This is a genomic window from uncultured Anaerococcus sp. (assembly GCF_947253225.1).
Classification (GTDB): Bacteria; Bacillota; Clostridia; order Tissierellales; family Peptoniphilaceae; genus Anaerococcus.
In genome coordinates this window covers 1-13972 of record NZ_CAMXYR010000041.1, presented here as the reverse complement: position 1 = coordinate 13972, position 13972 = coordinate 1, and the positions used below count along the sequence as shown (strand labels likewise).

Annotated in this window: 19 protein-coding genes, 1 tRNA gene and 1 riboswitch; of the genes, 15 read left to right on the top strand and 5 right to left on the bottom strand. The window is 35.3% G+C overall.

Going from position 1 to position 13972, the window contains the following annotated elements:
- Positions 1–108: 108 nt before the first annotated feature.
- Positions 109–220: riboswitch (FMN riboswitch) on the top strand.
- A gap of 77 nt (positions 221–297) precedes the next feature.
- The 5 genes from ribD to Q0W95_RS05750 are packed head-to-tail and all read left to right on the top strand — an operon-like array spanning position 298 to position 4222.
- On the top strand, positions 298–1371 hold the full coding sequence (ribD, locus tag Q0W95_RS05770; protein ID WP_297790791.1) for a bifunctional diaminohydroxyphosphoribosylaminopyrimidine deaminase/5-amino-6-(5-phosphoribosylamino)uracil reductase RibD: 1074 nt from the start codon (positions 298–300) through the stop codon (positions 1369–1371).
- A complete protein-coding gene (locus Q0W95_RS05765) occupies positions 1352–1966 on the top strand; it encodes a riboflavin synthase (RefSeq protein WP_297790789.1) in 615 nt (204 codons plus the stop codon). Before ribD ends, Q0W95_RS05765 begins: the two co-directional genes overlap by 20 nt.
- Entirely contained in the window at positions 1967–3175 is a 1209-nt protein-coding gene (gene ribA, locus Q0W95_RS05760) for a GTP cyclohydrolase II (protein WP_297790787.1), read from the top strand.
- On the top strand, positions 3168–3629 hold the full coding sequence (gene ribE / locus Q0W95_RS05755; RefSeq protein ID WP_297790785.1) for a 6,7-dimethyl-8-ribityllumazine synthase: 462 nt from the start codon (positions 3168–3170) through the stop codon (positions 3627–3629). Before ribA ends, ribE begins: the two co-directional genes overlap by 8 nt.
- Positions 3626–4222, top strand: coding sequence for an HAD hydrolase-like protein (locus Q0W95_RS05750; protein ID WP_297790784.1), 597 nt, complete (start codon positions 3626–3628; stop codon positions 4220–4222). The genes ribE and Q0W95_RS05750 overlap by 4 nt, the downstream gene beginning before the upstream one ends.
- 45 nt (positions 4223–4267) lie before the next feature.
- Here Q0W95_RS05750 and Q0W95_RS05745 read toward each other — a convergent pair whose 3' ends face one another.
- The 4 genes from Q0W95_RS05745 to Q0W95_RS05730 are packed head-to-tail and all read right to left on the bottom strand — an operon-like array spanning position 4268 to position 7765.
- Positions 4268–4762, bottom strand: coding sequence for a pyridoxamine 5'-phosphate oxidase family protein (locus Q0W95_RS05745; RefSeq protein ID WP_297790783.1), 495 nt, complete (start codon positions 4760–4762; stop codon positions 4268–4270).
- Positions 4749–5576, bottom strand: a complete 828-nt coding sequence (gene rsmI / locus Q0W95_RS05740; protein WP_297790781.1) for a 16S rRNA (cytidine(1402)-2'-O)-methyltransferase — start codon at positions 5574–5576, stop codon at positions 4749–4751. Before rsmI ends, Q0W95_RS05745 begins: the two co-directional genes overlap by 14 nt.
- A gap of 2 nt (positions 5577–5578) precedes the next feature.
- A complete protein-coding gene (locus tag Q0W95_RS05735) occupies positions 5579–6283 on the bottom strand; it encodes a methyltransferase (RefSeq protein ID WP_297790779.1) in 705 nt (234 codons plus the stop codon).
- A gap of 57 nt (positions 6284–6340) precedes the next feature.
- The gene (locus Q0W95_RS05730) at positions 6341–7765 is read right to left on the bottom strand and encodes an aldehyde dehydrogenase family protein (protein ID WP_297790777.1); all 1425 of its coding nucleotides are present in this window, start codon (positions 7763–7765) and stop codon (positions 6341–6343) included.
- 101 nt (positions 7766–7866) lie between these two features.
- On the opposite strand from Q0W95_RS05730, the gene glmM reads away from it, so the two are divergent.
- The 10 genes from glmM to Q0W95_RS05680 all read left to right on the top strand — a co-directional run bounded on the left by glmM (position 7867) and on the right by Q0W95_RS05680 (position 13547).
- A complete protein-coding gene (glmM, locus tag Q0W95_RS05725) occupies positions 7867–9213 on the top strand; it encodes a phosphoglucosamine mutase (protein ID WP_297790775.1) in 1347 nt (448 codons plus the stop codon).
- Entirely contained in the window at positions 9213–9533 is a 321-nt protein-coding gene (locus tag Q0W95_RS05720; RefSeq protein ID WP_297790773.1) for an aspartate 1-decarboxylase (aspartate alpha-decarboxylase), read from the top strand. Before glmM ends, Q0W95_RS05720 begins: the two co-directional genes overlap by 1 nt.
- An 80-nt stretch (positions 9534–9613) precedes the next feature.
- Positions 9614–9763, top strand: coding sequence for a 50S ribosomal protein L33 (gene rpmG / locus Q0W95_RS05715; RefSeq protein WP_004836270.1), 150 nt, complete (start codon positions 9614–9616; stop codon positions 9761–9763).
- Between the two features lie 9 nt (positions 9764–9772).
- A complete protein-coding gene (secE, locus tag Q0W95_RS05710; protein ID WP_297790771.1) occupies positions 9773–9955 on the top strand; it encodes a preprotein translocase subunit SecE in 183 nt (60 codons plus the stop codon).
- 6 nt (positions 9956–9961) lie between these two features.
- The gene (gene nusG, locus Q0W95_RS05705) at positions 9962–10582 is read left to right on the top strand and encodes a transcription termination/antitermination protein NusG (RefSeq protein WP_297790769.1); all 621 of its coding nucleotides are present in this window, start codon (positions 9962–9964) and stop codon (positions 10580–10582) included.
- A 53-nt stretch (positions 10583–10635) separates the two neighbouring features.
- Positions 10636–11064: a 50S ribosomal protein L11 gene (rplK, locus tag Q0W95_RS05700; protein WP_297790766.1), complete on the top strand. Its 429-nt coding sequence runs from the start codon at positions 10636–10638 to the stop codon at positions 11062–11064.
- A gap of 38 nt (positions 11065–11102) precedes the next feature.
- The gene (rplA, locus tag Q0W95_RS05695) at positions 11103–11813 is read left to right on the top strand and encodes a 50S ribosomal protein L1 (protein WP_297790764.1); all 711 of its coding nucleotides are present in this window, start codon (positions 11103–11105) and stop codon (positions 11811–11813) included.
- A 194-nt stretch (positions 11814–12007) separates the two neighbouring features.
- Positions 12008–12559 carry a 50S ribosomal protein L10 gene (gene rplJ / locus Q0W95_RS05690; protein WP_297790762.1) on the top strand — a complete coding sequence of 184 codons (552 nt, stop codon included), beginning with the start codon at positions 12008–12010 and terminating at the stop codon, positions 12557–12559.
- 38 nt (positions 12560–12597) lie between these two features.
- Positions 12598–12981, top strand: a complete 384-nt coding sequence (gene rplL, locus Q0W95_RS05685) for a 50S ribosomal protein L7/L12 (RefSeq protein WP_297790760.1) — start codon at positions 12598–12600, stop codon at positions 12979–12981.
- A gap of 116 nt (positions 12982–13097) precedes the next feature.
- Positions 13098–13547, top strand: coding sequence for a Fur family transcriptional regulator (locus Q0W95_RS05680; protein WP_297790758.1), 450 nt, complete (start codon positions 13098–13100; stop codon positions 13545–13547).
- Positions 13548–13670: 123 nt separating this feature from the next.
- Here Q0W95_RS05680 and Q0W95_RS05675 read toward each other — a convergent pair.
- Positions 13671–13746: transfer RNA gene (locus Q0W95_RS05675), tRNA-Thr, on the bottom strand.
- Positions 13747–13972 lie beyond the last annotated feature (226 nt).

Sequence of the window (13972 nt, the reverse complement as noted above, 5' to 3'; positions counted from 1 at the left end):
AGTAAATATTGGTAAATACAAATATCTAAAAATTATTACATAAAAATGCAAAAATTCCCTTGACAAAATTTAAGCCATGTCTTATACTTATATTAAGTTAATAAGAATATTAATCTTCAGGGCGGAGTGCAAGTCTCCACCGGCAGTAAAGTCTGCGAGCGTAAGCCGAATCGGTGAAATTCCGATACCGACAGTATAGTCTGGATGAAAGAAGAGTTTTTCTATGCTCATTTTTGCATATATATAAATTCTAAGTCCCTGAAAGGGGGCTTTTTTTGGTTCCCAAAAGGAGAAATGATGAATTATGAGAATTTAATGAGGGAGTGTTTTGACCTTGCTCTTAAAGGTAGGGGAAAGGTTTTGACAAATCCTATGGTAGGAGCCATCGTTTTTAAAAATGGAAAAATAATAGGTAGGGGCTACCATAGGAGTTTTTACCAAGACCACGCAGAAATCGATTGCTTTAATAATCTTGAAGAAGCTGCGGAAGGTGGAACTCTTGTTGTAAATCTTGAGCCTTGTTCCCACTTTGGTAAACATCCTCCTTGTGTGGATGAAGTCATAAGAAGAAAGATTAAAAAGGTTGTAATTTCAAATTTGGATACTAATCCCAAAGTCGATGGTATAAAAAAATTGAAAGACGCTGGTATTGAAGTGATTACAGGAGTCTTGGAGAATGAGGGAAAAAAACTAAACGAGAAGTTTTTCTTAAATATGAAATATAAAAGACCTCTATTAGCTTTGAAGTATGCCCAAAGTCTTGATGGAAAGATTGCAACTGAAACTTTTGATTCTAAATGGATTAGTAATGAGGAATCTAGGGCCTTTGTCCATAAGTTAAGAAATGATTATGATGCTATTCTTGTAGGGGCAAACACCCTTGCTAGTGATAATCCTAGATTAACTTCAAGAATTGATGGAGGAGTAAATCCTTATAGGATAATTGTTACGAATAGTCTTAGTCTTGACCCTTTAAGTGAAGTTTTTCTGGAAAATTCGGATAATAAAACTATTATAGCTACAAATTCTACTAAAGACTTTGATATAAACGCTGAAATTATTAGGTGTAAAACTAAAGGTGGAGGAGTTGACTTAGAAGATTTGTTAGACAAACTTTACCAGAGAGATATTGGGTCAGTTCTTGTGGAGGGGGGCTCAGTTATAAACAATGCCTTTCTTAGAGAGAACCTAGTAGATAAAATTTATCAATTCATTGCACCTATAATAGTTTCTGGCCTTAGGTCAAGGTCGGCGTTTATGGGAGAAGGAGCTAAGCTAATAAGTGAGGCTAAGAAGTTTAGGATTGATGAGATTAGAAGATTTGGAAGTGATGTGATGTTCGAGGTAAATAATGTTTACAGGGATTGCTGAGGAATTGGGAAAGGTTGTAGAGTTTAGGCAAAATTCCTCAACTACCAAGGTTAAAATTGCCTGTAAAAAGGTTTTGGAAGATACTAAGCTTGGGGATTCCATAATGACTGATGGGGTTTGTCTTACAGTTACGGAGCTTACAGATTCTTACTATAAGGCAGATATAATGGCTGAGTCTTTAAGTAAAACTAAGTTCGATAGGAGCCTTTTGGGCAAGGAAGTAAATCTTGAAAGAGCCTTGAGGTTTTCGGATAGGCTTGATGGTCATATTGTCCAAGGCCATGTGGATGGAGTCGGTAGGCTAATTTCAATTAATAAAAATGTATATAGGTTTAAGACGAGTAGAGATATCAGCAAATATATTGTAAATAAAGGCTCTATAGCTATTGACGGGATTTCTCTTACAGTTTCTTTTGAGCAAGGAGATATTTTTGAAGTTTCCCTCATACCAGAAACTCTTGCGAGAACCAACCTAAAGAATAAAAAAGTTGGCGACTTGGTCAACTTGGAGACAGATATATTTTCAAGAATAGTTGAAAAATTAAATAGAAGTGAACAGAAGGAGGATAGGGACTCAATTTTGGGTCTAATTTAGATGAATAGAGTAGAAGAAGCTTTACAAGCCCTTAGAAATAATGAAATTATACTTGTTACTGATAATGAGGATAGGGAAAACGAAGGCGACATGATTTGTGCTGGGGAAAGAGTTACAGGAGAGATGGTAAACATTATGGCGACCTATGCAAGAGGGCTTATCTGCACACCTATAGGAAAAGATATAGCAAGAAAATTGTCCCTTGACCCTATGGTTAAAGAAAATACTGATAATCACGAAACTGCCTTTACTGTTTCTGTTGACCATATTAATACATCAACTGGAATTTCTGCCTTTGAAAGAGCAGAAACTATAAGAGCTTTAGCGGATGAAGCATCTAAGGTTAGTGATTTTAGAAGACCAGGTCATGTATTTCCCTTGGTTGCTAAGGATGGAGGAGTGCTAGAAAGAGATGGTCATACAGAAGCTACCATAGATCTTATGAGGCTTGCTGGTCTTAAAGAAGTTGGACTTTGCTGTGAAATAATGGCTGATGATGGACATATGATGAGGGGAGACGACCTCATAAGTCTAGCGGAAAAACTAAATATGAAAGTTACTACAGTCAGCGAAATTCAAGAATATAGGAAAAACTTAGAAGTTGATGTGATTTCAACAAATCCTGTAAAACTTCCTAGTGAATATGGAACTTTTATGGCTTATGGTTTCCTTGATAGAAAGACTGGTAAAGAGCATGTTGCTCTTACAAAGGGTGATATTAAAAAAGAGGGGGTTCTTACAAGAATTCACTCAGAATGTCTAACTGGAGATGTTCTAGGCTCAAGAAGGTGCGATTGTGGAAGTCAACTTCATAAGGCCCTTCGAAATATTGAAGAAAACGGAGAGGGAGTCCTTCTTTATTTAAGACAAGAGGGAAGAGGGATAGGTCTATTTAACAAATTGAAAGCCTATGAACTTCAGGAAAAAGGATTTGATACAGTAGATGCTAACCTCAAACTTGGCTTTCCAGAGGATATGAGAGATTACAAGATTGCCTCAGAAATTTTATCAAGACTTGGTGTAAAATCAGTAAGGCTTATGACTAATAATCCTGATAAAATCAACCAACTTGAGAATTATGGAATCAAGGTTGATTCGAGATGTCCTATAGAGATAAAATCAAATGACACAGACAGAAGATACTTAGAAATTAAGGCTAGCAGAATGGGCCATGAATTAAAAGAATTTAAGGAGAGAAAAGATGCGTGATTTTAGTGCTAATTTAGTTTCAAAGGATAAGAAATTTGCTATTGTAGTAGCGAGATTTAACCATTTTATAACCGATAGACTTGTGGAAGGTTGTCTTGATACATTAAAAAGACACGAAACTAAGGAAGAAAATATCGATATAATCAGGGTTCCTGGAGCATTTGAAATCCCTCTAGCCGCTAAAAAGCTTGCTCACAAAGAAGATTACGACGCTGTGATTTGTTTGGGTGCGGTCATTCGTGGAGATACTCCTCACTTTGATTATGTGTGTGCTGAAGTTTCCAAGGGAGTTGCAAGCGTGAGCCTTGAAAGTGAAAAGCCTGTTATCTTTGGAGTAATAACAACAGATACAATCGACCAAGCTCTCCAAAGGTCAGGAGTTAAGGCTGGGAATAAGGGAAGTGACGCTGCCCTTGCTGCTATAGAAATGGTAAACTTGATGGATATCTTATGATTGTAATTTTCGATTTTGACGGAACAATCCACAAGACAGAATTAGTATATAAGGAAGCCTTATATCAAACTCTTACAGACCTTGGCATAGATCCAAAGACGGTTGATTACAAAAAATATATTGGGATGAGTCCCAAGGCTTGTTGGGATGATATCTTAAAAGATGATTCCGACAAGGACTATTTAATAAACTTAAATGGTAAAAGAATTAGGGAAAAACTAGAAAAAACTGGGGCACTTTACGAAAACTCTTATGAAACACTCGAGTATTTGAAAGGAAAATACGACTTATACATTCTTAGTAAGTGCCTAAGAGCTTACATGACAGAAGCAAGAAGGGTTTTTGGCTTGGATAGGTATTTTACAAAATATCTTGTTGGGGAAGATTTCGGCTTTATCGATAAATACAAGATTTTAAGGCAAACTGTCAAGGAAGATTACCTTATGGTAGGAGATAGGAAAGAAGACATACTAGCAGCCTATGAAAATAAGCAAAAGTCAGTCTTTGCTTCCTATGGCTATGGTAAGCCACAAGAAGGTGAATTAGCTGATTATAAGATAGATGATATTCGCCAATTAATGGAGCTATTATAAAATTAAAAAGCATATAATTATTGTCATAGGGGGGCGGGTAGCCCCCTAGTTTATGTTTGATTTCCCTTCGATTGATTCAATCTCAACCCTATAGCAGGCGGTAAGCTTGCCACTCATTTCTATAGCCTTGTCGATATAGGCATCCAAACTTTTATAAAATTTTTGACAAATCAACTTTAAGGCATAGTTTTTTTCATTAGTATCACTTACCAGCTCACAGGCTCCCGATACAATTGCAGATTCATATTTTAATGTAAATAGTTTGGCTAGTTTTCGTGGGTCTTTTCTGATATCTTCATCGGAAATAGGTTCAGGTAAGTGGTTTTCACCAACAAAAACAATTCTAACTCGGGCGTTTTTTATAAGCAGGTCGTTTTTTAGTCCTTCTCTCGCTCCATGAAAGTAGAGTTTATCGCCATCTCTTGCGAAAGTCAAGGGAATAGAATATCCACGCTCTTCAATTGTCATTACTCCAAAAGAAGCTTTATCTATAATTTTTTTTGCAAATACACTGTCTTTTTCTCGATCAGTTCTTCTCATTATTAAGCTCCAAGACATATTCATAAATTTCATTTTTACTTAGGGAGGCTTCATTCTTAATTTCTTTTACAACATCCTTTGTTTTTAGACCTTGGCTAAGTAAGGCTAGGATTTTTTCTCTGTAGGCAGAAAGGCTGTCTTTTTCTCTTACTCCACCCTCAAGAAGTAAGACGAATTCACCTTTAAGAGTAATATTTTCAATATCAAGGTCCTCTATCCTAGAAAGTTTATATTCCTCAAATTTTTTGCTAATCTCACGGCCAAGACACAATTTTCTTTGCGGAAAAAGCTCCTTAAAATCTGCTAGAGTTTTCTCAAAATTGTGGGGAGTGTCAAGGATTATGGAGGTTTTTTCTTCGTCTAGTAAATTTTTATAAAAAGTTTTTTTATCGGAAGTCTTTTTGGGGATAAAACCATAATAGGTAAACTTTTCGTTATCAAGACCAGAACCAACAAGGGCTGTTATAATGGCACTAGCTCCAGGTAAAATTGTGTAAGTAATACCAGCTTCTTGACATTTTTTGATTAGGACATGACCAGGGTCGGATATTCCAGGCATTCCTTGGTCTGTAATAACAGCATAGGTCATTCCCTTATCCAACTCTCTTATGATTTCTTCAGACTTACTCATCTCATTAAACTTATGGTAGGCGGTAAGGGGCTTGTCGATTTCATAATATTTAAGGAGTTTCTTACTTTCTCTAGTATCTTCACAGGCAATAACATCAACTTCCTTAAGGGTGTTAATTGCTCTGATTGTCATATCCTCAAGGTTACCTATTGGTGTTGGTACAAAATATATTTGATAATCCATTTCTACTCCTTTATACCGTTAATAATTTTCATCTCAGTACTATAATCTCCATCTTCATAAATATTTAGGGTTGGCTCAAGTTTTAGTCCATCTTTGGCATTTTTTATAAACTCAATTAGGATGAATTGTGGTTTTTCATTGGGTCTTGATTGGACAAAGCGAACTCTTTTGACCTTTAGATTCCCAGATTTTTGGAAAATTTCCACCATCCTCTCTGGTTTATGAACCATAAAAAGTTTGCCCCTATCCTTTAGGGTTTTGTTGGCAAAAGCGAAAATATTATCTAAGTTAAGATATTTTTCTTGACGAGATATAAGAAATTCTTCGTCCTTATTTCCTATATTATCAGAAATCTTGTAGTAGGGAGGATTGGTTATGATATAGTCCAGAAAATTCTCTCCTAAATTTATTTTGTTCAAATCATCATTAATAAGCTCAACATTCGTAAGCCTATTTAGGGATATATTTTCCTTTAATAGCTCTGCTTTAGCTTTTTGAATTTCAACTGCATAAACCTTGGTAAGTTGGTAAAGGCTATTTGCAAGAAAGGCTAAAACTCCAGAGCCTGCCCCTATATCAAGGAGAACTTTCCCTTTTTTCATTTTGGAAAAATCTGCAAGGATTATTGAATCTACTCCAAAAGAATAAGCTCCATCAATGTGAATCATTTGTATGTCTGTTCTTGGTAAATAATCTAATTTTTTCATATATTAATTATAGCAAATAAAAAAGAGGGAATAAACCCTCTCAAGACCTAGGATAACTTAGGCTGTATGGATTGACTTTGGCTCAAGATATTCCATAAGTCCGAATTTTCCACCTTCTCTGCCAATACCTGATTGCTTGTAACCACCGAAAGGTAGTTCTGGACTTCCACCCTTGGAATTTAGGTAGACATCTCCAGCCTTAATTTCATAGGCTATCTCAAGTGCTTCTTCTTCATTACCGAAGACTGCTGAAGAAAGACCAAAATCTACAGCATTAGCAACTTCTATGGCTTCTTTTTTATCTTTAACCTTTATTATGGAAAGAACTGGACCAAAGATTTCTTTATCGTGAATAGCCATTCCTGGTTTGACATCTGTAAAAATAACAGGTTTTACATAATATCCAACATCACTTTCTGTTGGAACTTCTCCTCTAAGAAGGCTGGCACCTTCTTTGATTCCTTCTTCAATAAAAGCTTTCACCCTATCAAATTGCTTTTTACCTGCAAGAGTTCCTACAACAGTTCTATCGTCATCAGGATTTCCTACTGGATAATTATCGTATTGGGCTATAAATTCTTTTATTACATCATCATAGATATCATCAGTTATTATTGCCCTTGATAGGCAGGAGCAAGTTTGGCCTACATTTAGATAGACCCTATTTAAAACTTGCTTTACTCCCATCCTAATATCTGCCCCTTTGATGAAAACTGCTGGTGATTTGCCACCAAGTTCGAGAACAACCTTCTTGGCTGTGTTCATAGCGTGTTTGGCTGAAGAAGATCCACCAGCTAGACTACCTGTATAGGAAACCATAGCAACTTTTGGGTGAGAGTTTAAAATATCTCCAACTTCGGCACCAGAACCTGTTATTAAATTGAACACACCCTTAGGTAGGCCGATTTCATCAAAAGCCTTGGCTACAAAATAAGCTGTAAGAGGGGTATCAGATGCAGGTTTTTGGACAACTGGACAGCCCATAAGAAGTGCAGGTATAACTTTCATGATTATCTGACCAAGAGGATAATTCCAAGGAGTAAGACTTGCCACAACCCCGATTGGCTCCATTCTAACATAACCACCATCCATATCTATCCTATAGTCGATTTTCTTAGCTTGGTCAATAAAGACATCAACTCTTTTCATTTGCTTGTCAAACTGACCAGGTTTGGCAATTCTTATTGGCACTCCTAGTTCTAGTTTAATTGTCTCCATAATTTCATATTGGTGGTCTATCATCCAATCCTTAAACTTTTCTATATAAGATATTCTTTCGTCAAGACTTGTTTTAGAAAAAGTCTTGAATGCTTCGTAGGCAGCCTCAACTGCTTGATTAATTTCATTTGGGCTAGCCTTAGGAACCCTAGCAATAATCTCTCCAGTAGCTGGGTTTTCAACCTCTATCCATTTTTGGGACTCACTTTCTAAGTACTTGCCATCTATATATAATTTCTCATTGTTAAGTTTTTCAAAATTCATCTTATTCACTCCTTTTCTTAATTTGTACCCAAATTTTCTCTTATATATCAATAGGGTATAATATAAAAAACAAAGTAGTAAAAATTAAAAAGGAGAAATAAATGAAATATTTTGGAACGGATGGTTTCAGGGGAGAGGCTAATAAAAACTTAAATGTTTACCACGCTTTTAAAATTGGAAGATTTGTGGGAGATTATTTTAGGAAAGGCAAAAACGGAAATGGGAAAATCCTTATAGGCAAAGATACTAGAAGGTCTTCTTATATGTTTGAGAATGCCCTCTGTGCTGGTATTACTTCCTCTGGCTCCAATGCCCACATCATGCACGTTACACCAACTCCTTCAGTTTCTTATATAACAAAAACAGAAGATTTCGACTGTGGAATAATGATTACTGCAAGTCATAACCCATACTACGATAATGGTATCAAAATTATAAACAGGGACGGAGAAAAGATGGAAGATTCCTTCTTGGAACTTCTTGAAGCTTATATTGATAGTGATATTAGAGATATAGACCTTGCTGTTGAAAATAATATAGGAAGAAGTGTTGACTATATAGGTGGAAGAAATAGGTACATTGCTTATCTTATCCAAACAGTTACAAGGTCTTTTGAAGGGATAAAAGTAGGATTAGACTGTGCCAATGGAGCAAGCTTTACAATAGCTAAACCTGTCTACGATGCTCTTGGAGCAGATACTCATGTTATAAATGCAGAACCTAATGGCTTTAATATTAACAACAATGCAGGTTCAACTCATATAGAGAACCTACAAAAATTTGTACTTGACAATAACTTGGATATAGGATTTGCCTTTGACGGAGATGCCGATAGGTGCATAGCTGTTGATAATAAGGGAAATGTTGTCGATGGAGATACAATCCTATACATATCTGCCAAGCACATGAAAAAAGAAGGAGCCCTAAATTCAAACACAGTAGTTACAACAGTAATGAGCAACATTGGCTTGTACAAGGCCTTCGATGAATTAGGAATCAACTATGTAAAAACTGCAGTGGGTGATAAATATGTGCACCAAGAGATGGTTGAACACGGCTATGAACTAGGTGGAGAACAATCTGGCCATATCATCTACAAGAAGTTTGCCAACACAGGAGATGGAATCTTAACCTCATTAAAAATAATGGAGGCTATGATTGAAGCTAAAACTGACCTAAACTCTCTAACAAAAGATCTGAAAATTTATCCACAAGAGCTTGTAAATGTGTCTGTTAAAGACAAGGAAGAATGTTTGAATAACAAGGAAGTATTGGCAAAAATTGCTAAAGTTGAAGCAAAACTAGCTGATAGCGGAAGAGTTCTTGTAAGAGCATCAGGAACAGAACCTTTAGTTAGAGTAATGGTTGAGGCAGAAACAGATGTTTTGGCAAAATCTTGCGTAGAAGAAATTGTAAACAAAATTAAGGATTGTGGACTCAGCCTATAATGAAAGATTATTATTCTGGAAGAGAGATTAATATCAAAGAAGCTGTTCTAGTTGTAGGAAGAAAAATTTATGCTAGAGACTCTTACATTAGCATTGATACATCAAAGCTTTTAAATTATCCTCCAAAAGTATATTACACAAAGGATGAGGAATTTATAGCCAAAATGTATGATGAAGGGGTCTATGAGCTTGAGGATATAGAAGACATTTTGCTTGATTATGAAGACCAATGTTACTCCAACCACGACCTAGATGATATTAGGCAATTTCTTATAAGTAAAAGAGAAATATTTTATAAAAAGCTATTAGAAAATGAATAAAATCTTTGACAAAAGTCTATAAAGGTGGTAATATCATACATTGTATGGAAGTATCCGTATAAATAAATAGGAGGTGTTTTATGGCAGATAAAGTAAAAATGGAATGTACAGAATGCAAAAACAGAAACTATGATACAACAAAAAATAAAAAACATCATAGCGAAAGACTTGAACTAAAGAAATATTGTCCATTCTGTAAAAAACACACTGTTCATAGAGAAACAAAGTAGGAGCATATTATGGCTAAGAAAAAAGATTCTTTCTTTTCTGGCGTATCAAAGGAATTTAAGAAAATTCAATGGCCTACAAAGAATGCTTCATTTGAGTATTCTTCAATAGTTATTGCGATTTCAGCAGCTACTGCTATATCAATTTGGCTTTTGGATAAAGTGTTCCAAGCCCTACTTCAAGTTATAATGTAGGTGCATATGACAGATTCTTACGATTTCTCAGAAAACAAAGAAGAAAACTTATCAGTTAATGAAGATACTTTGACAAAAGAATCTGAAACAAGCGAATCGAAAAATATTAAAGATTCAGCTAGATGGTATGTAGTCCACACATATACTGGTTATGAAAACAGGGTCAATGATAAAATCCAAATGATGATTGACAATGAACAAAACCCAGATATTTTGGAGGTTACAGTACCTACAGAAGAATATGTCGAAGTAAAGAATGACTCAAAGAAGGTAAAGACTAGAAAGCTATTTCCTGGCTATGTAATGGTAAAGATGAATATCACCAACAAAAGTTGGTACATAATCAGAAATACTCAAGGTGTTACAGGATTTGTAGGACCAGATGGTAAGCCGGTAGCCCTTACTCCAGCAGAAGTTAGAAAGTTTGGAGTAAAAGATGAGGCTCCTATAGCAAATATCAATGTCAATGTTGGTGATAATGTTAATATTATTAACGGACCTTTTGAAGGATTCGTAGCCAAGGTTGAAGAAGTTGATGCGGAAAAAGCTACTATTAAGGCGTTCGTAGATATGTTTGGTAGAGATACCCTAATAGATTTGGACTTTACTGATATCGAAACTATTTAGTAACTGTCGAAGTTAGTGGGAGGGGAGACCCGAAATACCACAAGGAGGTAAAAATGGCAGATAAAGAAGTAAAAGCAATAGTTAAATTACAAGTACCAGCAGGAGCAGCATCTCCAGCACCACCAGTAGGTACAGCACTAGGACCACATGGTATCAACATCATGGAATTTGTGCAAGCATTTAATTCAAAAACAGCAGACCAAGCTGGAATGATTATACCGGTAGAAATGACTATTTATACAGATAGAACATTTAACTTTATATTAAAAACACCACCAGCACCAGTATTAATCAAAAAAGCTATCAACTTAAGCAAGGGTTCAGGTGAACCTAACAAAAAGAAAGTAGGCTCAATTAAGAGAAGCCAACTTGAAGAAATTGCAAAAACAAAAATGCAAGATCTTAATGCAGCAAGCCTAGAAGCAGCTGTAAGTATGATAGCTGGAACAGCAAGAAGTATGGGAGTTACTGTAGAAGATTAGTGGGAGAGTTTACTCGAATAGACCACAGGAGGAATTAAATGGCTAAAAAAGGTAAAAGATATTTAGAAGCGAAAAAATCTTTTGATTCAACAAAAGAATATACACTAGACGAAGCTCTAGACATTATTGAAAAAACAGCAAGCGCTAAGTTTGATGAAACTGTAGAATTACACTTTGCTCTTGGTGTAGATAGTAGACACGCAGATCAACAAGTAAGAGGAACAGTAATCCTTCCTCACGGAACTGGTAAGACACAAAAAGTTCTTGCTTTCGTTAAAGAAGATAGAATAGATGAAGCTCTACAAGCTGGCGCAGACTATGCTGGTGGAGATGATCTTGCAGCTAAAATTCAAAACGAAGGATGGTTAGACTTTGATGTTGTTGTAGCTACTCCAGATATGATGGGAACAGTTGGTAGACTTGGTAGGGTTCTTGGACCTCAAGGCTTAATGCCAAACCCAAAAACTGGAACCGTAACACCTGATGTTAAAAAAGCTATTGAAGAAATCAAAGCTGGTAAGGTAGAATACAGAACTGATAAAGCAAACCTTGTTCACGTTCCAACAGGAAAAGTTTCTTTTGGTAAAGAAAAACTAACTGAAAATATTGCAAGTCTAATATCTGCAGTAGCTAAGGCAAAACCAGCTTCAGCTAAGGGTAAATACATGAAGTCTATAACACTTGCATCAACTATGGGTCCTGGAGTAAAATTATCTCCAGCAAGAGCTATGGATTTAGTTGAAAAATAAATTTGCAATAAATTTATTTTGTGATATAATAATTAAGTCAAATAAACAGGCTACCAAAGACTACGCAGACAGTATTGTTTAATAATTGCGTATAGGTGGGAAGAAGAGTCTACATCCCCACCGATGTAGGTGGACTTAGTTCGCCTAAAGTGGGGATTTTTATATACCTACCAAAGCCTATAGGAGGTGAAATAGTGAGCGAAAAAGCTTTAGCAGCTAAACAAGTTGTAGTTAATGAGATCAAAGAAAAAATCGAAAATGCTCAATCAGTTACATTAGTTGGATTCGACCGTATGGATGTAAAAGAGATTACAGACTTACGTAACAAATTTAGAGATAGCGACTCAGAATACAAAGTTTATAAAAATACAATGATGAGATTTGCTTTCCAAGAACTTGGATATGACCAACTTATTGATGAACTTAAAGGCTCAAATGCTCTAATCTTCTCAAATGGAGATCTAGTAAATGGCCCAAAGGTTGCAGTTGACTACACAAAAGAAGGCGACGAACAAAAAGAGAAATTAGTTCTTAAAGCTGGTCTTGTTGAAGGAAATTATCAAAATGGTGAACAAATGATGGCTATTGCATCATTGCCACCAACAGAAGTACTTCACTCAATGCTAGCTAACGTACTACAAGCACCAATCAGAAGACTTGCAGGAGATCTTAACAACACAGTGGCTAAGATTGCAATTGCACTTGATGCAGTACGTGAGAAAAAAGAACAAGCAGGCGAAGAATAAAAAAATTGAAAATTACACATTAAAGGAGAATTATTATAATGGCAAGTGAAAAAGTAACAAACTTATTAGAAGAAATCAAAGCACTAACAGTACTAGAACTATCTGACCTAGTTAAAGCAATCGAAGAAGAATTTGACGTAACAGCTCAAGCAGCAGTAGCAGCAGCTCCAGTAGCAGCAGCTGGTGCAGCAGCAGCTGGTGCAGCAGAAAAAACTGAATTTGACGTAATCCTAAAATCAGCTGGTTCTGCTAAAATCAACGTAATTAAAGTTGTTAAAGATGCAGCTGGACTTGGACTAAAAGAAGCTAAAGCTTTAGTTGATGGAGCTCCAAAAGCAGTAGCTGAAGGCGTTGCTAAAGAAGCAGCTGAAGAACTTAAGGCTAAATTAGAAGAAGCTGGTGCTGAAGTAGAATTAGCTTAATTAAACTTAAATTGAGACCCTCTATGAGGGTCTTTTAATTTAAAGAATTGACAGTTTTAATAATTTCTTGTATACTATTATTATAGAATAATTCTAATATTAGAAAGAGGAAAAGTGTGGAAGAGTTAATAAAAAAACTAAGAGAAGAAGAATACGAAGATAGGCTACCTAAGTTGAAGGACTTATTAGCAAGTCATAATATTAGAGTTTCACACCAAAGATTACTGATATTAGATTACTTGATAATGAATCCTAGCCACCCTACGGCTGATACAATATATAAGGATTTGAAAAAAATCGATCCAGTCATAAGCCAGGCTACAGTATATAATACCTTAAATCTTTTGGTGGAGCATAAACTCGTAAAGGAACTTGACTTTAATATGTCTAGTAAAAGATATGAATTTAAGAAGACTAATCATGGTCATTTTATATGCGAGTCTTGTGGGATGATAGAGGATTTGAATGTAGATGATATTGAGTATCCACCTTATCTAAAAGATTATGAAATTGATAATGTTGAAGTAATATATAGGGGAATATGCCCTGATTGTTTGAATAAATAATAACATATAAAAAGCTATTAGGAAATCATTCTTTAATAGCTTTTTTGTATTCTTAGATTTAATCTAACCTTTCAAGTAAAATAGCTAATAAAAAACCAATCTTTAATAAGATTGGTAAAAAAATGGAGCCACTTCCCGGAATTGAACCGAGGACCTCATCCTTACCATGGATGCGCTCTACCTACTGAGCTAAAGTGGCACACTTAAGATTATACAAGCTATAAAAATAAATGCAAGTTTTTAATGAAAAAAATTATTATAAATTTTTATAAATTACTTTAAAATAAGAAACTATCAGATATAATAAAATTAATAGAACTTTTAAGCGTTTTATGGTATTATAGTTTATATGAGTATATTAGGAGGATTAAATGAGCAAACAAACATTTGAAAGAGTAAAACCACATATTAACATTGGTACAATC

Coding starts and splice junctions, on each gene's coding strand:
- Q0W95_RS05735 (WP_297790779.1), bottom strand. CDS start 6,283: ATGAAAAAATTAGATTATTTACCAAGAACAGACATACAAATGATTCAC.
- Q0W95_RS05730 (WP_297790777.1), bottom strand. CDS start 7,765: ATGAATTTTGAAAAACTTAACAATGAGAAATTATATATAGATGGCAAG.
- Q0W95_RS05720 (WP_297790773.1), top strand. CDS start 9,213: ATGAAAGATTATTATTCTGGAAGAGAGATTAATATCAAAGAAGCTGTT.
- ribE (WP_297790785.1), top strand. CDS start 3,168: ATGCGTGATTTTAGTGCTAATTTAGTTTCAAAGGATAAGAAATTTGCT.
- ribA (WP_297790787.1), top strand. CDS start 1,967: ATGAATAGAGTAGAAGAAGCTTTACAAGCCCTTAGAAATAATGAAATT.
- Q0W95_RS05765 (WP_297790789.1), top strand. CDS start 1,352: ATGTTTACAGGGATTGCTGAGGAATTGGGAAAGGTTGTAGAGTTTAGG.
- rplK (WP_297790766.1), top strand. CDS start 10,636: ATGGCAGATAAAGAAGTAAAAGCAATAGTTAAATTACAAGTACCAGCA.
- rplL (WP_297790760.1), top strand. CDS start 12,598: ATGGCAAGTGAAAAAGTAACAAACTTATTAGAAGAAATCAAAGCACTA.
- glmM (WP_297790775.1), top strand. CDS start 7,867: ATGAAATATTTTGGAACGGATGGTTTCAGGGGAGAGGCTAATAAAAAC.
- ribD (WP_297790791.1), top strand. CDS start 298: ATGAATTATGAGAATTTAATGAGGGAGTGTTTTGACCTTGCTCTTAAA.
- Q0W95_RS05750 (WP_297790784.1), top strand. CDS start 3,626: ATGATTGTAATTTTCGATTTTGACGGAACAATCCACAAGACAGAATTA.
- rsmI (WP_297790781.1), bottom strand. CDS start 5,576: ATGGATTATCAAATATATTTTGTACCAACACCAATAGGTAACCTTGAG.
- secE (WP_297790771.1), top strand. CDS start 9,773: ATGGCTAAGAAAAAAGATTCTTTCTTTTCTGGCGTATCAAAGGAATTT.
- nusG (WP_297790769.1), top strand. CDS start 9,962: ATGACAGATTCTTACGATTTCTCAGAAAACAAAGAAGAAAACTTATCA.
- rplA (WP_297790764.1), top strand. CDS start 11,103: ATGGCTAAAAAAGGTAAAAGATATTTAGAAGCGAAAAAATCTTTTGAT.
- Q0W95_RS05745 (WP_297790783.1), bottom strand. CDS start 4,762: ATGAGAAGAACTGATCGAGAAAAAGACAGTGTATTTGCAAAAAAAATT.
- rpmG (WP_004836270.1), top strand. CDS start 9,614: ATGGCAGATAAAGTAAAAATGGAATGTACAGAATGCAAAAACAGAAAC.